Here is an 18,285-nt window from a genome sequence, read left to right on the forward strand (position 1 = left end):
GTGGCGGGGGAGGCGGGGGTGCCGTTCTTCTCCGCTTCGGCGTCCGAGTTCATCGAGATGATCGTCGGAGTGGGCGCCTCACGGGTGCGGGAGCTGTTCGCGGAGGCCCGCAAGGCGGCCCCCTCGATCATCTTCATCGACGAGATCGACACCATCGGCCGGGCGCGCGGCGGCGGCGCGAGCGTCGGCGGGCACGACGAGCGCGAACAGACCCTGAACCAGATCCTCACCGAGATGGACGGCTTCTCCGGCTCGGAGGGCGTCATCGTCATCGCCGCCACCAACCGCGCCGACATTCTCGACCCGGCGCTGACCAGGCCCGGCCGCTTCGACCGGGTCGTGCAGGTGTCTCCGCCCGACCGGGGCGGACGCGAGGCGATCCTGCGCATCCACACCCGGCAGATCCCGCTCGCCCCCGACGTCGACCTCGCCCAGGTCGCCCGCACCACCCCGGGCATGACCGGTGCGGAACTCGCCAACCTCGCCAACGAGGCCGCGCTGCTCGCCGTGAAACGCGGGCGGCACGAGGTCACCGCGTCCGACCTGTCCGACGCCTTGGAGAAGGTCCAACTGGGCGCCGAGCGGGCGCTGGTGATGCCGGCGGAGGAGCGGCGCCGTACCGCCTACCACGAGAGCGGGCACGCCCTGCTCGGCATGCTGCAACCGGGCGCCGACCCCGTCCGCAAGATCACCATCGTGCCGCGCGGGCGGGCGCTGGGCGTGACGCTGTCCACGCCGGACACCGACCGGTACGCGTACACCGAGGAGTACCTGCGGGGCCGGATCATCGGCGCGCTCGGCGGCATGGCGGCCGAGCAGGTCGTCTTCGGTGTGGTGACGACCGGCGCGGAGAACGACCTGGAGCAGGTCACGAACATCGCCCGCGGCATGGTCGCCCGCTGGGGCATGAGCGACCGCGTCGGCAGGCTGTCGGCGCTGCCGAGCGACGCCCAGCAGGCGTACGGGCTGGCCGCCGCGCCGGAGACCCTCGATGTGATCGACGCGGAGATGCGGCGCATCGTCGACGACTGCTACGACGAGGCCTGCCGCAAGCTGGCCGAGCACCGCGGTCGGCTCGATGCCCTGGCGGAGGCGCTGCTGGAGCGGGAGACGCTGGAGGAGGCCGACGCCTACCGCATCGCCGGCATCACCCGGCTGACCAAGGACGACTCCTGACGGCGCGATGGTGCGGCCGTACGGGGAGACCCGGGGACGCGCGCGGTGGTGTGCGCACCGTTCTTGTGTCGGCACGCGCGCGTGGAGGTGCGCCGACGGCGCCGGTGTCCGGTGGCGTGCGAAGGGCTGCGGTGCCGGCACGCGCGCGGGAAGGTGCCCGAGGGGTCCGGTGCCGTGCCGTGCCGGTCAGGGCACGCGCGCGACGAGGTACCGGAAGACGTTCGGCATCCACACCGTGCCGTCCGCGCGCCGGTGCGGGTGCAGGGCCTCGGTCAGCTCCTTCTCCACCTGCTCCTGCCCGGCGGTGACGACCGCCGCGTCGAACAGCCCCGTGGACAGCAGCCCGCGTACGGCGGCGTCGGTGCCGGGGTAGCCGAACGGGCAGGAGACCCGGCCCGAGCCGTCCGGCACCAGACCGGCCCACCCGGCGACCTCCTCCAGGTCGTCGCGGAGCGCCGGACGCCAGCCGCCCGGGGTGCGCAGCGGGTCGGCCAGCCGGGCCGCCACCCGCAGCACCGAGGAGGTGGCGCACCGCTCCGGCGGACCCCAGCCGGAGAGGACCACCGCCGCGCCGCGCTCGGCGAGCGGAATCGCGTCCGTCAGCAGCTCCGCGAGTTCGTTCGCGTCTCCGGCCAGGCAGCCGATGGGTTCGAACGCGGTCACCAGCCCGTACGGCGCCGGGCGGGCGCCGGCCGCGTCGTGCGGGGCCCCCTCGACGAGCCGTGGGCCGCCGCGCGCGTGTGCGCCGGCGGGTTCCGGCCGGAGCCGCTCGCGGGCGAGGGCGAGCCGTTCGGGGGAGTGGCACTCGACGCCGGTGACCTCCGCGCCGCGCGCGGCGGCCATCAGCAGGGCCAGACCCGAGCCGCAGCCCAGGCCCAGCAGTCGCGTGCGGGGACCCACTTCAAGACGCTCGTAGACGGCCTCGTAGAGCGGGACCAGCATGCGTTCCTGGATCTCGGACCAGTCACGCGCGCGTGCACACAGATCCACGCGGGGAGCGGGGCCCGCGTGTGGAACCGGTTGCCGCACGAGCGTAGGTGTCATAGGTAAGCGCCCCAATCGCCGAGAGTTGCCGCTGTGCCCGTATGTGCGTGTGCATGGCCCCCCTGTGCAGTGCGCTCTCACTTCCCCCGTATGCCAGGAAACTCCGCCTCCGCGCGGCCGTCCAGTGGAACGGGCCTCCGGTTTGCGTCCCGGGGCGGGGGTGGCGAGATTTCACATGTCGGCAACGTGGGCCCGTACCATCGCGCCATGGCCAAGACACCCGTGCTCACACCGCGCGCCGAGGACTTCCCGCGCTGGTACCAGGATCTGATCAACAAGGCGGAGCTGGCCGACAACGGCCCGGTGCGCGGCACCATGGTCATCCGACCGTACGGGTACGGGCTGTGGGAGCGGATGCAGGCCGAGATGGACGCCAGGATCAAGGAGACCGGGACCCAGAACGCGTACTTCCCGCTGCTGATCCCGCAGTCCTATCTCGTCAAGGAGGCCGACCACGTCGAAGGCTTCGCGCCCGAGCTGGCCGTGGTGACGCACGGCGGCGGCAAGGAGCTGGAGGAGCCGGCGGTGGTCCGCCCCACCTCCGAGATGATCATCAACGACTACTTCTCCAAGTGGGTGCAGAGCTACCGGGATCTGCCTCTGCTGATCAACCAGTGGGCGAACGTGGTCCGCTGGGAGCTGCGGCCCCGGCTGTTCCTGCGCACCAGCGAGTTCCTGTGGCAGGAGGGCCACACCGCGCACGCCACGTTCGAGGAGGCGCGGGACTTCGCCGCGCACATCCACCGGAAGGTGTACGAGGACTTCATGGTGAACGTCCTCGCCATGGACGTCGTGCCCGGCCGCAAGACCGCCAAGGAGCGGTTCGCGGGAGCGGTCAACACCCTCACGCTGGAGGGGATGATGGGCGACGGCAAGGCGTTGCAGATGGCCACCAGTCATGAGCTGGGGCAGAACTTCGCCAAGGCGTTCAACACCTCGTATCTGTCGAAGGACGGCCGGCAGGAGCTGGTCTGGCAGACGTCCTGGGGCTCGACGACCCGCATGATCGGCGCGCTGGTGATGATGCACGGCGACGACAACGGTCTGCGGGTCCCGCCGCGGCTGGCGCAGATCCAGGCGGTCGTCCTGGCGATCAAGGGCGACGAGGCGGTTCTGGCCAAGGTGCGTGAGGTCGGCGACCGGCTGCGGGCGGCCGGGGTCCGCGTCCATGTCGACGACCGCACCGATGTGCCGTTCGGCCGGCGTGCCGTGGACTGGGAGCTGAAGGGTGTGCCGGTGCGGGTGGAGATCGGCCCGCGCGACCTGGAGAACGGCACCGCGATGCTGGCGCGGCGCATCCCCGGCGGGAAGGAGCCGGTGGCGCTGGACGCGCTGCCCGGGATGCTGCCGGGCATCCTGGAGGAGGACCAGGCGCTGCTGCTGAAGCAGTCGCGGGACCGCCGCGAGTCCCGTACCAGCGATGTCTCCACCCTGGAGGAGGCCGTCGAGGCCGCGACCTCCGGCGGCTGGGCGCGCATCCCGTGGGCGGTGCTCGGCGAGGAGGGCGAGAACAAGCTCGCCGATCACGCCGTGACGGTGCGGTGTCTGGTCGCCGAGGACGGGTCGGTGCCGGCCGACGGGGACGCACCGGGTAACGTCGCGATCGTCGCGCGCGCTTACTGAGGCAGAGCCCTTGGGCGCGGACGCGTCCGAAACACCTCTTGCGCGCACGGCGCGCATCGCCTCCCCGGCGCGTGGAGTGGCTCTACGCGCCGGGGCGTACGTCGGACTACGTACCGCCTTACTACGACCTGGGCGGCTTCTCCGCAGATCAGCGCACCCGCCCTCGTCAGGACGCATCAGCGCCAACTGACGGGTACGTGCAAATTATTTGGGATGCCCCGGAATCGGAACACACAGGGCCCCAGGTTCGTTGTCATTACGTGAGCACGACACAGACACCACCTGTACTCGCCGCAGAGCTGGCGCAGGCGTGGGCCGACATTCAGCGGCACCACCCCGAGCTGCCGGACCTTGCCGCACCCGAGTCACTGATCGGGGAGTCGTCGTCCGCGTGCGGTCACGAACTCTCCTTCGAGCGACTGCTCCATGAGGCAGTCCATGGCATCGCCGCCGCGCGCGGCGTACGCGACACCTCCCGTGCCGGCCGCTACCACAACCGCAGATTCCTCGCCATCGCCGAGGAGCTGGGTCTGGACCACCCGGACGAGCCGCACCCGAGCAGCGGTTTCTCCCTGGTCACGCTCAGCCCCGAGGCGAAGCGGCGCTACCGCTCCACCATCGAGCGCCTCCAGCGGGCGCTCAAGGCCCATTCGGCGGCCACCTCCGCGGAGACCACCCGGGCCTTCCGCGGCCCGGCCGCCCGGCACGGCTCCTCCGGCGGCGGCGTCCGCGTGAAGGCCGTGTGCGACTGCGGCCGCAATGTGCGCGTGGTGCCGTCCGTCCTCGCCCAGGCGCCGATCGTGTGCGGCGGCTGCGGCAAGCCGTTCCGCATCCCCGAGGTGGCGGGGGCGGCGTGACGGACGGCGGGTGACCGGGTACCGGCATCTCGTGGCTGCCGGTGCGGCCCCGCGCCGTACGGGTGCCGCGCGTGTCCGCAGCACGCGCGGCATCTCGGCATGTCCGCGGCCGTGCCGCCCCGCGCCCGCGTCCTTGGTGAGGCCCCGTTCTCGCCGTCCGCGCCCTCGCCCCGCGTCCGTTGTCATGCATACGTCCCGGCCCTGCGCCGGAAGGGGTCCCCGGGGTATGGCACAATGGCTAGCTGTACTCGACAGCCGCACAGGACCCCTCTCTCCTCCGGCTGACGCGTCCATCGGGCATTCGGGTACCGCAACCCCACGCGGCGAACCCGCCGTGCCCAACCACGTCAATTCCAGGAGAATCCACTCCCGTGGCAGTCAAGATCAAGCTGAAGCGTCTGGGCAAGATCCGTTCGCCTCACTACCGCATCGTCGTCGCCGACTCCCGTACCCGCCGTGACGGCCGGGCCATCGAGGAGATCGGCAAGTACCAGCCGACGTACAACCCGTCGGTCATGGAGGTCGACTCCGAGCGGGTGGCGTACTGGCTCTCCGTCGGCGCTCAGCCGACCGAGCCCGTGCTCGCCATCCTGAAGAAGACCGGCGACTGGCAGAAGTTCAAGGGCGAGCCCGCCCCGGCGCCGCTGCTGCAGCCGGCCGAGAAGCCCGCGCGTCCGTCGTTCGAGGCCCTCGGCGGTGACGACGAGGCCAAGGGTGAGGCGATCACCCCGAAGAAGAAGGCTGAGAAGAAGGACGAGGCTGCCGCCGAGTCCGAGTCGACCGAGGCCTGAGCATGCTCGAGGAGGCTCTCGAGCACCTCGTGAAGGGCATCGTCGACAACCCTGACGATGTGCAGGTCGCCTCTCGCAACCTGCGTCGCGGGCGTGTGCTCGAGGTTCGGGTCCACCCCGACGACCTCGGCAAGGTGATCGGCCGCAACGGCCGTACCGCACGCGCTCTGCGCACCGTCGTGGGCGCCATCGGCGGTCGCGGAGTCCGCGTCGACCTCGTCGACGTGGACCACGTCCGCTGACGCTTCGCACAGCACCGGCTCGGGCCGGGGAGGGCCATGAGGCCGTCCCCGGCCCGCAGTCGTATCGCCGCCCGGCGCCGAAACGGCCGCTCCGGCCCCGTACACCGGACGGCTCTCCGGCCGCCTCGCCATCGGCCCGGTCCCGGCGTCGTACGGCCGCCTCGATGCCGTACCGGCCGTCCCGGCCGCAGTCGTACTGACAGGAGAATGGAAGACGTGCAGCTGGTAGTCGCACGGATCGGCCGCGCCCACGGCATCAGGGGCGAGGTCACCGTGGAGGTCCGCACCGACGAGCCCGAACTGCGGCTCGGCCCCGGTGCCGTGCTCGCCACCGACCCCGCCTCCCGGGGTCCCCTCACCATCGCCTCCGGCCGCGTCCACAGCGGCCGGCTGCTCCTGCGGTTCGAGGGCGTCGACGACCGCAACGCCGCCGAGGCGCTGCGCAACACCCTCCTGATCGCCGACATCGACCCCGACGAGCTGCCCGACGGGGAGGACGAGTACTACGACCACCAGCTGATCGACCTCGACGTGGTCCTCGCCGACGGCACCGAGGTCGGCCGGATCACCGAGATCTCCCACCTGCCCTCGCAGGACCTGTTCATCGTCGAACGGCCCGACGGCAGCGAGGTCATGATCCCCTTCGTCGAGGAGATCGTCACCGCGATCGACCTCGCCGAGCAGAAGGCCGTCATCGACCCGCCGCCCGGCCTCATCGACGACCGCGCGGAGATCGCCTCCACCAGGGACGACCAGGCATGAGACTCGACGTCGTCACGATCTTCCCCGAGTACCTGGAGCCGCTGAACGTCTCCCTCGTCGGCAAGGCACGCGCGCGTGGCCGCCTCGACGTGCACCTGCACGACCTGCGGCAGTGGACCTACGACCGCCACCACACCGTCGACGACACCCCCTACGGCGGCGGCCCCGGCATGGTCATGAAGACCGAGCCCTGGGGCGACGCCCTCGACACCGTCCTCGCCGACGGCTACGAGGCCGGCGCCGCCACCCCCGCCCTCATCGTGCCCACCCCCAGCGGCCGGCCCTTCACCCAGGACCTCGCCGTCCAGCTCTCCGAACGGCCCTGGCTGATCTTCACGCCCGCCCGCTACGAGGGCATCGACCGCCGCGTCATCGACGAGTACGCCACCCGTATGCCCGTGTACGAGGTGTCCATCGGCGACTATGTCCTCGCCGGCGGCGAGGCGGCCGTCCTCGTCATCACCGAGGCCGTCGCCCGGCTGCTGCCCGGCGTCCTCGGCAACGCCGAGTCCCACCGCGACGACTCCTTCGCCCCCGGCGCCATGGCCAACCTCCTCGAAGGCCCCGTCTACACCAAGCCGCCCCTGTGGCGCGGCCGGGACATCCCCGAGGTGCTGCTCAGCGGCCACCACGGGAAGATCGCCCGCTGGCGGCGCGACCAGGCCCTGCGCCGCACCACACAGAACCGGCCCGACCTCATCGAGCGGTGCGAGCCCAAGGCCTTCGACAAGAAGGACCGCGAGATGCTCTCCGTCCTCGGCTGGGAACCCGACCCCGACGGCGAGCCCTACGGCCGATTTTGGCGCAGGGCCGACGGCGTGGAAGAATAGGCCGCTGTTGTCCGCCGTCCGGTGTGCGCCCCTGCCACAGGGGGAGACGACGCCCGCTCCGACGACGGCAGCACTTCCCAGAACCATCTAGTTCCCGTTGATGACCTGTGGCATCAGCGAAGAAAGCAGACGACATGTCGCACCTGCTCGACTCCGTCGACGCCGCGTCGCTCCGCAGCGACATCCCGGCCTTCCGCCCGGGTGACACCGTCAACGTCCACGTGCGCGTCATCGAGGGCAACCGCTCCCGTGTGCAGCAGTTCAAGGGCGTTGTGATCCGCCGCCAGGGTTCCGGCGTGCGCGAGACCTTCACCGTCCGCAAGGTCTCCTTCTCCGTCGGCGTCGAGCGCACCTTCCCGGTGCACACCCCGATCGTCGAGAAGATCGAGCTCGTCACCCGCGGTGACGTGCGCCGCGCCAAGCTGTACTACCTGCGCGACCTGCGCGGCAAGGCGGCGAAGATCAAGGAGAAGCGCGAGAACTGATCTCGCGCGGGCGTGCCCGGCCGGGCCGGATAGCATCTGGCCCCGATGGACACCGCAGCACGGCCGACGGAACGCGACCGCCCCTCCGACCCCGCACCCGGGGACACGGAGGGACGGTCGCGTTTTGCGTTCCTGTCCCGTGTCACAGCCCGGCTTCCCGGCGGCAGGATCACCCTCACCGCGCTGGTCTGCCTGCTCTTCGCGCTGCTCCTCAACCTGCTCGTGGCCCGGCCGTTCGAGATCCCGTCAGGATCGATGGAGAGCGGATTGAGGATCGGGGACCGCGTCCTCGTAAATAAGTTGGCGTACCGTTTCGGTGCCGAGCCGCAGCGCGGAGACGTGATTGTGTTCGACGGCACCGGGTATTTCGGGGACGCCGACTACATCAAACGCGTTGTGGGTGTGGGGGGAGACCACGTGGTCTGCTGCGACAAGGAGGGGAGGATCACGGTGAACGGCCGGCCGGTCGACGAGTCCGCCTACCTGTACCCGGGGGACGAGCCGTCCACGGTGCCGTTCGACGTGGTCGTGCCCGACGGGCGGCTCTTCCTGCTGGGCGACCACCGCAGCGCCTCCAGCGACTCACGCGACCACCTCGGCTCGCCGGGCGGCGGCATGGTGCCGGTCGGCGCGGTCGTCGGCCGCGCCGACTGGATCGTATGGCCGCTCTCCCATGCCAGGCGCCTGCACCGCCCCGACGCGTACGCGCGTGTGCCCGCCGCGGAGGGCGCCCATGGGTAGCCGCGGCAAACCCCGGGGCGTCCCCCAGAGCCCCGCCGACAACCTTCTGCCCACCGGCGCCCGGCGCACCTCCTCCCCGGTCGCGGGACGCACCCGCGCGGAGCGCCGCAAGCTGCAGAAAAAGGTCAAGCGCCGGCGCAGGCGCAGCGCCGTGAAGGAGATCCCGCTCCTCATCGGCGTCGCCGTGCTGATAGCGCTCGTGCTGAAGACTTTCCTCGTCCAGGCGTTCGTGATCCCGTCCGGCTCCATGGAGCAGACGATCCGCATCGGCGACCGGGTCCTCGTCGACAAGTTCACCCCGTGGTTCGGCTCCAAGCCGCAGCGCGGGGACGTCGTGGTGTTCAAGGACCCCGGCGGCTGGTTGCAGGACGAGCAGACCACCCGCAAGAAGGACGACCCGGTCGTCGTCAAGCAGGTCAAGGAGGCCCTCACCTTCATCGGCCTGCTGCCGTCCGACAACGAGAAGGACCTCATCAAGCGGGTCGTCGGCGTCGGCGGCGACCACGTCAAGTGCTGCGACGCGCAGGGCCGCGTCACCGTCAACGGCGTCCCCCTGAACGAGGACTACCTCTTCCCGGACAACGCCCCCTCCGACACGCCCTTCGACATCACCGTCCCGAAGGGGCGGCTGTGGGTGATGGGCGACCACCGCGCCAACTCGGCGGACTCCCGCTCCCACCAGGACACCGACTACGGCGGTACGGTCTCCGAGGACGAAGTCGTCGGACGCGCCATGGTGATCGCCTGGCCGCTCGGCCACTGGAGCACCCTCGACGAGCCGAAAACCTACGCTTCGGTGACCGACTCGACCTCCGGGTCGACCGTGGCCGCACCGGTGTCGCATAGGGTTGCCCCCGACGAAGTGAACCAAGCGGTCCCTCTCCCGATCCCTGCGGAACTCCCGCTCGTTATGGGAGTGGTGGGCCTGCGCCGAGTGCGGCGCGGGCGGCGGCAGAGAGTAAGGAGTTGGCGTGGGGGATGTGGCGGTTGGCGCACGGTCGGGACACGACGGCGAGGAGCATCGCGGACGCCCCGTGGAGTCGGCCGCACCGGCCGCGGACAGCGCTTTGACCGGCGGGAGTGACGCGGGCGCGGCCGACGACGGCACGGCCCGCGACGACCGGAGCGGGGACCGGGGCGAGGCCGGTTCGGGCGGACCGAAGAAGCCCCGCTCCTTCTGGAAGGAGCTGCCGATCCTGATCGGTATCGCGCTGATCCTGGCGCTGCTGATCAAGACCTTCCTGGTGCAGGCGTTCTCGATCCCCTCGGAGTCGATGCAGAACAGCCTCCAGAAGGGGGACCGGGTCCTCGTCGACAAACTCACCCCCTGGTTCGGCTCCGAGCCCGAGCGCGGCGAGGTCGTCGTCTTCCACGACCCGGACAACTGGCTGGCCGGCGAGCCGACGCCGAAGCCGAACGCCCTGCAGAAGGTCCTCAGCTGGATCGGCCTCATGCCGTCCGCGGAGGAGAAGGACCTCATCAAGCGGGTCATCGGCGTCGGCGGCGACACCGTCTCCTGCAAGGGGACCGGCCCGATGAGGGTCAACGGCAAGGCGCTGAACGAGCCGTACGTCTACCCGGGCAACACCCCGTGCAGCGAGGGCGAGGACGGCGGCCAGTTCACGGTGAAGGTGCCGGAGGGCTACATCTGGGTCATGGGCGACCACCGGCAGAACTCCCGCGACTCGCGCTACAACCAGCACGACCGCAACCACGGCTTCGTCCCCGTCGACAAGGTCGTCGGCCGTGCCATCGTCAAGGCCTGGCCGATCAACCGCTGGGGCACGCTGCCCGTCCCGGACACCTTCGAGCAGCCCGGCTTGGGCGACCAGTCGCCCGCCGCGTCCTCCGCGCGCTCCCTGACGGTCGCCCCGGACGCGCTCGCGCTGGCCGGAGTGGTGCCGGTGGCGCTGTGGCGCCGCCGTCGCCGGCAGGACTGAGCACTCGCCGCTGATGGTCACTTCTTGACCTTCCGAGTCCGGCCGGTGGGTGGGCCGGGCTCGGTACTGCCGGGTAGGGTGCGGACCCATGAGCGGCGAGAGCACGATACGCGCGGGTGCGAAGAGCCCCGGCACCCCGGCGGGCGGCCGGCTCGGGCACCGGCTGTCCGGGCTGGCGGTGGCACTGGGCCTGGTGCTGTTCCTCGGTGGCTTCGTCTGGGGCGCGGTGGTCTACCGGCCGTACACCGTGCCGACCGGCTCGATGACACCCACCATCGGCGCGGGCGACCGTGTGCTGGCGCAGCGCGTCGACGGCGACCAGGTGCGCCGCGGTGACGTCGTGGTCTTCACGGACAGGACCTGGGTGAGCAACGCCCCCGTCGTCAAGCGGGTCGTCGCGGTCGGCGGCGACACCGTCGCCTGCTGCACCGACGGCAAGCTGACCGTGAACGGCAAGCAGATCGACGAGCCGTACCTCCCCGCCGGCAGCCAGGCCGAGATCACCGGCTTCCCCACCGTGACGGTGCCCGAGGGCCGGCTGTTCCTGCTCGGCGACGAGCGGCGCGGCTCCCTCGACTCCACCGCCCACCTCACCGACGCCGCCGGCGGCACCGTGGCGCGCAGCGCGGTCACGGCCCGTGTGGACGCCGTGGTGTGGCCATGGGGCGGCATGCTGAAGCGGCCCACCGGCTTCGAGGCGCTGGGTCCGCTGTCCGAGCCGGGCCCGCTGCGCACGATCGTCGCCCTGGTGATCGGCGGCGCGGTCCTCGTCCTCGGCGGCGGCGCGTACGGGCCGGTCGCCAAGCGGCTGGGCGCCCGCTCCCGCTCCACCGCCCGTACGACGGAGCCCGCCGGTGCCCGCTGACCACGCCGGGGAGCCGGAAGAGACGAGGGAAGAGGCGCGGGATCTGCGGAAGGTGGCGCGGGTCGTGCTGCTCGACCCCGACGACCGCATCCTGCTGCTGCACGGCCACGAGCCGGGCGACCCGGCCGACGACTGGTGGTTCACACCGGGCGGCGGTGTGGAGGGCGACGAGACCCGTGAACAGGCCGCCCTGCGGGAACTCGCCGAGGAGACGGGCATCACCGAGGTCGAGCTGGGCCCGGTGCTGTGGCGGCGGCAGTGCTCGTTCCCGTTCGCGGGCCGCCGCTGGGACCAGGACGAGTGGTACTACCTGGCCCGTACGACGACGACGGCGACCCGGGCCGCGGCCCTCACCGAGCTGGAGCGGCGCAGTGTCGTCGGGGCGAGGTGGTGGACCTGTGCGGAACTGAGCCGGACGCATGAGACGGTGTACCCGACGAGACTCGCCGAGCTGCTGCGCGTGCTGCTCGACGAAGGTGCCCCGGCCGGGCCCGTGACCCTGGAGACGGAAATCGTCTAGAGGGCACCGGGACTGGCGCACAATGGGGGGATCGCACGGCTGAAGGGGAACATGCCATGAGCGCCGAGGACCTCGAGAAGTACGAGACCGAGATGGAGCTGAAGCTCTACCGGGAGTACCGCGATGTCGTCGGTCTGTTCAAATACGTGATCGAGACCGAGCGGCGCTTCTACCTGACCAACGACTACGAGATGCAGGTGCACTCGGTCCAGGGCGAGGTGTTCTTCGAGGTGTCCATGGCGGACGCCTGGGTCTGGGACATGTACCGGCCGGCGCGCTTCGTGAAGCAGGTGCGGGTGCTCACGTTCAAGGACGTGAACATCGAGGAGCTGAACAAGAGCGATCTGGAGCTGCCGGGCAGCTGATGCGCACCCGTCGGGCAAAGGGGCCGGTCGCCCCTGGATTTCACCCGGACGAGTGAGGGAGTTGTCCACAACCGGCCGGTAACGCACCAAGATCCAACAGTCGGCGGGGTTCGGGCGACGGTTGGCACCGGAGGTGGTGCCGACATGAACACCCGACACATCCGTCACACCCAGCAGGCACGCAGCGCACTCGGACGCTACGGCGAGACACTGGCCGCACGCCGCCTGACCGCGTCCGGCATGGCGGTCCTGGCCCGCAACTGGCGGGCAGGACGATCCGGCGAGATCGACATCGTCGCCCGGGACGGGGACGTCCTGGTCGTGTGCGAGGTGAAGACCCGCAGGGCCGAGACCTACGAACATCCCATGGCCGCCGTGACCCCGGCCAAGGCCGACCGGCTCCGGGCCCTCGCCGAGCACTGGATGCACACCCACGGGGGAGCCCCGCCCGGCGGGGTCCGCATCGACCTGGTCGGTGTGGTCCTGCCCCCGCGCGGCGCACCCGTCGTCGAGCATGTGCGGGGGGTGGCCTGACATGGGCTTCGCACGCACCTGCTCGGTGACCCTCCTCGGAGTCGAGGGCGTGGTCGTCGAGGTCCAGGCCGACCTCGAACCGGGCGTCGCCGCCTTCACCCTGGTCGGCCTCCCCGACAAGAGCCTCTCCGAGAGCCGCGACCGGGTGCGGGCCGCGGTGGTCAACTCCGGCGCCGAGTGGCCGCAGAAGAAACTCACCGTCGGACTCAGCCCCGCCTCCGTCCCGAAGGCGGGCAGCGGCTTCGACCTGGCCGTGGCCTGCGCGGTGCTGGGCGCGGCGGAACGCATCGACCCGCGCGTCCTCGCCGACATCGTGATGATCGGCGAGCTGGGCCTCGACGGCCGGGTCAGGCCCGTACGCGGCACCCTGCCCGCCGTGCTGGCCGCGGCCGACGCGGGGTACGAACAGGTCGTCGTCCCCGAGTGCGCCGCCGCCGAGGCCTCCCTCGTCCCCGGTGTGTCGGTGCTCGGCGTGCGCAGCCTGCGCCAGCTGATCGCCGTCCTCACCGACGAGCCCGTACCCGAGGATGAAGCCGACGCGCCCGAACCGAGCCGCCCCGACCCGCTCCTGTCCGGCCTGCGCCTGCCCGGCACGGACGCCGCCGCCGGAATGCACCTCGGACCCGGCCACCAGCAGCACGCCCCCGACCTGGCCGACGTCGTCGGACAGCACGCAGCGCGCACCGCCGTGGAGGTGGCCGCCGCCGGAGGCCACCATCTCTTCCTTGAGGGCCCGCCCGGCGCCGGCAAGACGATGCTCGCCGAGCGACTGCCGACCGTCCTGCCCCGCCTCACCCGGACCGAGTCACTGGAGGTCACGGCGGTGCACTCGGTCGCCGGGCTGCTGCCACCGGGCAGACCACTGATCGACACACCCCCGTACTGCGCCCCGCACCACTCCGCGACCATGCAGGCCCTCGTCGGCGGCGGCACGAACAGCGCACGGCCCGGCGCGGTCTCCCTCGCACACAGAGGGGTGCTTTTCCTGGACGAAACCCCAGAATTCGGGGTGCGTGCGCTGGACGCCCTGCGGCAGCCACTGGAATCCGGGCACGTGGTGATCGCCCGCAGCACCGGCGTGGTCCGCTTCCCGGCGAAGTTCCTCATGGTCCTCGCCGCCAACCCCTGCCCCTGCGGACGCTTCTCGCGCCGGGACACCTCCTGCGAATGCCCGCCGTCGGCGGTCCGCCGCTACCAGGCCCGGCTCTCCGGCCCGCTGCTCGACCGCGTCGACCTGCGTGTCGAGGTCGAACCCGTAGGCCGTGCCGAACTCGCCGGACGCGGACCGGGCGGGGAGAGCACCGCGACCGTAGCCGACCGGGTCCGCGCCGCCCGCGAACGCGCCACGGCACGACTGGCCGGCAGCCCCTGGCTGACCAACGGCGAAGTGCCGGGCCGCGAGCTGCGCACCCGCTGGCGCCCCGCGCCCGGCGCGATGGACGAGGCCGAACGCAGCCTCGAACGCGGGCTGCTCACCGCCCGCGGCCTCGACCGGGTGCTGCGCGTCGCCTGGACCGTCGCCGACCTCGTCGGCCACGACCGGCCGGACGCCACCGACGTCGCCCTGGCCCTGCAACTGCGTACCGGCGTACCGCGCGGCGTGCCGCTGACGATCGGGGCGCTGACGTGACGGGGGTGGTGGAGCCGGGTGAGGGTCGTCGGGGTGCGGACCTGACCGGGGCGGTGGGTCGGGCCGGCGGTCGGCGGGGTACGACCGGTGCCGCCGACCACGTCGACCGTTCCCGGGACACACCCCTGACCGGCGCCGTCGGTGAGGCCGACGAGGAACTGGTGGCTCGGGCCTTCCTCAGTCGGGTCCTCGAACCCGGTGACGAGGTCGGTGGGCGGTGGGTGCGTGAGCTCGGGCCGCTCGAAGTGGTGCGGCGGCTGCGGGGGCGCGGGGCCGCGCTGCCCGGCGTCAGCGGCCGGCGGTGGGACGGCCTGCGGGCCCGGGCCGCCGGCGCCGACCCCCGCCGTGACCTGGACACGGCGGCGCGGGCCGGGACGCGGTTCGTCGCGCCGGGTGACCCCGAGTGGCCCCGGCAGCTCGACGACCTGGGTGACGCCCGGCCGATCGGGCTCTGGGTGCGCGGCCGGCCCAGCCTGCGGATGTGGGCGCTGAGATCCGTCGCCGTCGTCGGCGCCCGCGCCTGCACCCCGTACGGCGCCCACATGGCCGCCGCTCTCGCCGCGGGCCTCGCCGAACGCGGCTGGGTCGTCGTCTCCGGCGGCGCCTACGGCATCGACGGCGCCGCCCACCGCGGCACCCTCGGTGCGGGCGGTGCCACCGTCGCCGTCCTGGCCTGCGGCGTCGACCGGCCCTACCCGCGGGGCCACACCGAGTTGATCAACAGGATCGCGGAACAGGGCCTCGTGGTAGGCGAGTTGCCACCCGGCGACCATCCCACGCCCAGCCGGTTCGTGCTGCGCAACCGGGTGATCGCGGCGCTCACCGCGGGCACGGTCGTCGTCGAGGCCGCCCACCGCAGCGGCTCCCTGGTCACCGCCCGCGCCGCACAGCGGCTCGGCCGGCACACCATGGGCGTCCCCGGCCCCGCCACCAGCGCACTCTCGGCCGGGGTGCACGAGCTGCTGCGCGGCGACGCCGTCCTCGTCACCGACGCGGCGGAGGTCGTAGAACTGGTCGGCGGCATCGGAGAGCTCGCACCCGCCCGACGCGGCCCCGTCCTCCCGCGGGACCTGCTGGAACCCGGCGCCCGGCAGGTCCTGGCCGCCCTGCCGGGCCGGGGCGCGGCCGACACGGCGGAGATCGCCCGAGGCGCGCAGACCACACCCGAGGACGCGATCGCGAAACTGTACGAACTACGAGCACTTGGTTACGTCGAACGGCTCGGCGACGGCTGGAAGTTGACACGCCAGGCAGTGGCATCCGTCCGCGACCGCGCGGACCCGTGTTGACGCAGCGTGTTCGGCCGTCCGGGGGAACGCCTACCCCCTTGGGAATTCCGGCAGTTGACGCCCCTCGGAGTCACACAGAGCGACCGTCGGTGACGGGCGGGAAGGGCGGCGGAAGGCCCCGGCACGGGGAGTCCGCCTCGCCCTTCGCACACCGCGACAGTCCAGTCACGCTACGCTCACGAGGATTCCGGCACACATCGGCCGACAGGCCGGCAACTCGACACCAGACCGACAGCTGCACCCACCCACCACGACCCGACCTGATTCACGGCAGAACGGCACAAGGCGACGAATGCCCCAGCACACCTCCGGCTCCGACCGGGCGGCGGTCCCGCCGGCCGCCCGCGACGGTGGCAGCGTGCGTCCGCCCGCTCCCTCCACGCTCGACGAGCTCTGGCGGTCGTACAAGGCGACGGGAGACGAGCGACTGCGGGAGCAGCTGATCCTGCACTACTCGCCCCTCGTGAAGTACGTGGCGGGACGCGTGAGCGTGGGGCTGCCGCCCAACGTCGAACAGGCCGACTTCGTCTCCTCCGGCGTCTTCGGCCTGATCGACGCGATCGAGAAGTTCGACATCGACCGGGAGATCAAGTTCGAGACCTACGCGATCACCCGCATCCGCGGTGCCATGATCGACGAACTGCGCGCCCTGGACTGGATCCCGAGATCCGTGCGGCAGAAGGCCCGCAACGTGGAGCGCGCCTACGCCACCCTGGAGGCGCGGCTGCGGCGCACCCCCACCGAACAGGAGGTCGCCGCCGAGCTGGGCATCCGCGTCGACGAACTGCACGCCGTGTTCAGTCAGTTGTCCCTGGCCAACGTGGTCGCCCTGGAGGAGCTGCTGCACGTCGGCAGCGAGAGCGGCGACGGCCTCAGCTTCATGGACACGCTGGAGGACACCGCCGCCGACAACCCGGTCGAGGTGGCCGAGGACCGCGAGCTGCGCCGGTTCCTCGCGCGGGCCATCAACACCCTGCCCGAGCGGGAGAAGACCGTGGTGACGCTCTACTACTACGAGGGCCTGACCCTCGCCGAGATCGGCAACGTCCTCGGCGTCACCGAGAGCCGCGTCAGCCAGATCCACACCAAATCGGTGCTTCAGCTACGGGCGAAGCTCGCCGCCTTCGGCCGCTGACGCCGTACGCGTCGCGGTACTGCCGTACTCGCTCCCGTACCGCCGCCTTCGCCGCCGCGTCCTGCCGTACTCGCTCCCGTACCGCCGGGCCCGTCCGTACAGTGGAAGGCGTGCCAAGGATCAGAGCGGCCTCCGTGGCCGAGCACCGGTCGATGCAGCGGGCCGCCCTGCTGGACGCAGCCCGGTCGTTGCTGTCCGAGGGCGGGACGGAAGCCCTGACCTTCCCCGCGCTCGCACAGCGGACGGGCCTGGCGCGGTCCTCCGTCTACGAGTACTTCCGCTCCAGGGCCGCCGTCGTCGAGGAACTGTGCGCGGTCGACTTCCCCGTGTGGGCGGCCGAGGTCGAGGCGGCCATGGCCGCCGCCGACACCGCCGAGGGGAAGATCGAGGCCTATGTGCGCAAGCAGCTGGAGCTGGTCGGTGACCGGCGGCACCGGGCCGTCGTAGCCATCTCCGCGAGCGAGCTGGACGCGGGCGCCCGCGAGAAGATCCGGGCCGCTCACGGCGGACTGATCTCGATGATCGTCGAAGCCCTCGCCGACCTGGGTCACCGCGAGCCCCGCCTCGCCGCGATGCTGCTCCAGGGGCTCGTGGACACGGCCGTACGACGCCTGGAACTGGGTGCGGCCGAGAACCCCGACGTGATCGCGGACGCCGCGGTGTCGATGGCACTGCGAGGCGTGTCCGCCTGACCTCGCCGGGGCGCCGGCTGCGGGTGCGCGCCGCGCCGCCGATGGTCGTTCGCCGGTTACGGGGCCACCGCATCGCACCATGCCGCGCCGCCCCGGCGGTCGGGCCGGTGGTGCCGCGGGAGCCACGGGCACTACGGGTGCTGCGTCAGGACCGGAAGCAGGCGTGACGGGGCTCTGCGCAGGAGCGCCGGGGGCAGCAGGGACAGCGGATCGAGATACCGCTCGCCCCGGCGCAGACCCCAGTGCAGACAGCCGCCCGCGCAGTGCGCGCCGGCCGCCTCCAGCGTGCCGACGACGTCCCCCGCCGTGACCTCGTCGCCCTTCCGCACCGTCGCCCGCACCGGCTCGTACGTCGTCCGCAGATCCGTACCGGCGAGGGCCAGCGACACGACGCCCCTTCCGGCGACCCGGCCCGCGAACACGACCCGGCCCGCCGCCACCGCCCGTACCTGCGCTCCCGCCGGTGCCGCCAGATCCACACCGCGATGCCCGCGGCCGTACGGCGTCAAAGGCGGATCCCAGCCCCGTACGACCGCCGGGCGCACCCCGACCGGCCACAACCGCGCCAGGGCCGGGACCGGCGCATCGCTCGACCCGCCCCCCTGCACCGGCCCAGGCTCTCCGTCCGGCGTGGGCTCTCCGCCGGGCATGGGCTTTCCGCCCGGCGCGGCCCCTCCGTCCGGCGCGGCCCCTCCGTCCGGCGCGGCCCCTCCGTCCGGCGCGGCCCCTCCGTCCGGCTCCGGCCCATCCGACGGCCCAGGTGG

The 18,285-nt window shown here is 72.1% G+C and carries 21 protein-coding genes; 19 read left to right on the forward strand and 2 right to left on the reverse strand.

Features of this window, described 5'->3' with window-relative positions; all coding sequences use genetic code 11:
* Positions 1-1,176: ATP-dependent metallopeptidase FtsH/Yme1/Tma family protein (locus MTQ10_RS15445; protein ID WP_247467973.1), on the forward strand; the 1,176-nt coding region annotated here is incomplete at its 5' end.
* A 186-nt stretch (positions 1,177-1,362) separates the two neighbouring features.
* Here MTQ10_RS15445 and MTQ10_RS15450 read toward each other — a convergent pair.
* Entirely contained in the window at positions 1,363-2,220 is an 858-nt protein-coding gene (locus tag MTQ10_RS15450) for an SAM-dependent methyltransferase (protein WP_247467976.1), read from the reverse strand.
* A gap of 207 nt (positions 2,221-2,427) precedes the next feature.
* Between MTQ10_RS15450 and proS the strand changes: the two genes are divergently transcribed.
* From proS to MTQ10_RS15540, 18 genes are all read left to right on the forward strand, one after another.
* Complete coding sequence (proS, locus tag MTQ10_RS15455; protein ID WP_247467979.1) at positions 2,428-3,843, forward strand: proline--tRNA ligase; 1,416 nt, start codon at positions 2,428-2,430, stop codon at positions 3,841-3,843.
* Positions 3,844-4,103: 260 nt separating this feature from the next.
* Positions 4,104-4,700: a hypothetical protein gene (locus MTQ10_RS15460; protein ID WP_247467982.1), complete on the forward strand. Its 597-nt coding sequence runs from the start codon at positions 4,104-4,106 to the stop codon at positions 4,698-4,700.
* Between the two features lie 371 nt (positions 4,701-5,071).
* The gene (gene rpsP / locus MTQ10_RS15465; RefSeq protein WP_110631126.1) at positions 5,072-5,491 is read left to right on the forward strand and encodes a 30S ribosomal protein S16; all 420 of its coding nucleotides are present in this window, start codon (positions 5,072-5,074) and stop codon (positions 5,489-5,491) included.
* A 2-nt stretch (positions 5,492-5,493) separates the two neighbouring features.
* Positions 5,494-5,733, forward strand: a complete 240-nt coding sequence (locus MTQ10_RS15470) for an RNA-binding protein (RefSeq protein WP_003973401.1) — start codon at positions 5,494-5,496, stop codon at positions 5,731-5,733.
* 216 nt (positions 5,734-5,949) lie between these two features.
* The gene (gene rimM, locus MTQ10_RS15475) at positions 5,950-6,495 is read left to right on the forward strand and encodes a ribosome maturation factor RimM (RefSeq protein WP_247467984.1); all 546 of its coding nucleotides are present in this window, start codon (positions 5,950-5,952) and stop codon (positions 6,493-6,495) included.
* Positions 6,492-7,325 (forward strand): tRNA (guanosine(37)-N1)-methyltransferase TrmD, encoded by an 834-nt coding sequence (gene trmD, locus MTQ10_RS15480; RefSeq protein ID WP_247467987.1) that lies wholly within the window; start codon positions 6,492-6,494, stop codon positions 7,323-7,325. The genes rimM and trmD overlap by 4 nt, the downstream gene beginning before the upstream one ends.
* A 134-nt stretch (positions 7,326-7,459) precedes the next feature.
* Positions 7,460-7,810 carry a 50S ribosomal protein L19 gene (gene rplS / locus MTQ10_RS15485; RefSeq protein WP_076091320.1) on the forward strand — a complete coding sequence of 117 codons (351 nt, stop codon included), beginning with the start codon at positions 7,460-7,462 and terminating at the stop codon, positions 7,808-7,810.
* 45 nt (positions 7,811-7,855) lie between these two features.
* The gene (lepB, locus tag MTQ10_RS15490) at positions 7,856-8,551 is read left to right on the forward strand and encodes a signal peptidase I (protein ID WP_247467991.1); all 696 of its coding nucleotides are present in this window, start codon (positions 7,856-7,858) and stop codon (positions 8,549-8,551) included.
* The gene (gene lepB, locus MTQ10_RS15495) at positions 8,544-9,635 is read left to right on the forward strand and encodes a signal peptidase I (protein ID WP_247467993.1); all 1,092 of its coding nucleotides are present in this window, start codon (positions 8,544-8,546) and stop codon (positions 9,633-9,635) included. Before lepB (MTQ10_RS15490) ends, lepB (MTQ10_RS15495) begins: the two co-directional genes overlap by 8 nt.
* A complete protein-coding gene (gene lepB, locus MTQ10_RS15500; RefSeq protein WP_247467996.1) occupies positions 9,523-10,491 on the forward strand; it encodes a signal peptidase I in 969 nt (322 codons plus the stop codon). Before lepB (MTQ10_RS15495) ends, lepB (MTQ10_RS15500) begins: the two co-directional genes overlap by 113 nt.
* A gap of 88 nt (positions 10,492-10,579) precedes the next feature.
* Positions 10,580-11,356 (forward strand): signal peptidase I, encoded by a 777-nt coding sequence (gene lepB, locus MTQ10_RS15505; RefSeq protein ID WP_247468000.1) that lies wholly within the window; start codon positions 10,580-10,582, stop codon positions 11,354-11,356.
* Positions 11,346-11,876: an NUDIX hydrolase gene (locus tag MTQ10_RS15510; RefSeq protein ID WP_247468003.1), complete on the forward strand. Its 531-nt coding sequence runs from the start codon at positions 11,346-11,348 to the stop codon at positions 11,874-11,876. The genes lepB (MTQ10_RS15505) and MTQ10_RS15510 overlap by 11 nt, the downstream gene beginning before the upstream one ends.
* 56 nt (positions 11,877-11,932) lie before the next feature.
* A complete protein-coding gene (locus MTQ10_RS15515; RefSeq protein ID WP_005311352.1) occupies positions 11,933-12,241 on the forward strand; it encodes a DUF2469 domain-containing protein in 309 nt (102 codons plus the stop codon).
* A gap of 144 nt (positions 12,242-12,385) precedes the next feature.
* A complete protein-coding gene (locus MTQ10_RS15520; RefSeq protein WP_247468005.1) occupies positions 12,386-12,775 on the forward strand; it encodes a YraN family protein in 390 nt (129 codons plus the stop codon).
* A 1-nt stretch (position 12,776) separates the two neighbouring features.
* The gene (locus MTQ10_RS15525; RefSeq protein WP_247468008.1) at positions 12,777-14,405 is read left to right on the forward strand and encodes a YifB family Mg chelatase-like AAA ATPase; all 1,629 of its coding nucleotides are present in this window, start codon (positions 12,777-12,779) and stop codon (positions 14,403-14,405) included.
* A 125-nt stretch (positions 14,406-14,530) separates the two neighbouring features.
* On the forward strand, positions 14,531-15,694 hold the full coding sequence (gene dprA, locus MTQ10_RS15530; protein ID WP_247468016.1) for a DNA-processing protein DprA: 1,164 nt from the start codon (positions 14,531-14,533) through the stop codon (positions 15,692-15,694).
* Between the two features lie 292 nt (positions 15,695-15,986).
* The gene (gene whiG, locus MTQ10_RS15535) at positions 15,987-16,829 is read left to right on the forward strand and encodes an RNA polymerase sigma factor WhiG (RefSeq protein WP_247468011.1); all 843 of its coding nucleotides are present in this window, start codon (positions 15,987-15,989) and stop codon (positions 16,827-16,829) included.
* 134 nt (positions 16,830-16,963) lie between these two features.
* Positions 16,964-17,521: a TetR/AcrR family transcriptional regulator gene (locus tag MTQ10_RS15540; protein ID WP_247468019.1), complete on the forward strand. Its 558-nt coding sequence runs from the start codon at positions 16,964-16,966 to the stop codon at positions 17,519-17,521.
* 131 nt (positions 17,522-17,652) lie between these two features.
* Here MTQ10_RS15540 and MTQ10_RS15545 read toward each other — a convergent pair whose 3' ends face one another.
* Positions 17,653-18,171, reverse strand: coding sequence for a murein hydrolase activator EnvC family protein (locus MTQ10_RS15545; protein ID WP_247468013.1), 519 nt, complete (start codon positions 18,169-18,171; stop codon positions 17,653-17,655).
* Positions 18,172-18,285: the final 114 nt, after the last annotated feature.

The sequence above is a fragment of the Streptomyces sp. XM83C genome (genome assembly GCF_023072675.1).
GTDB lineage: Bacteria > Actinomycetota > Actinomycetes > Streptomycetales > Streptomycetaceae > Streptomyces > Streptomyces thermocoprophilus.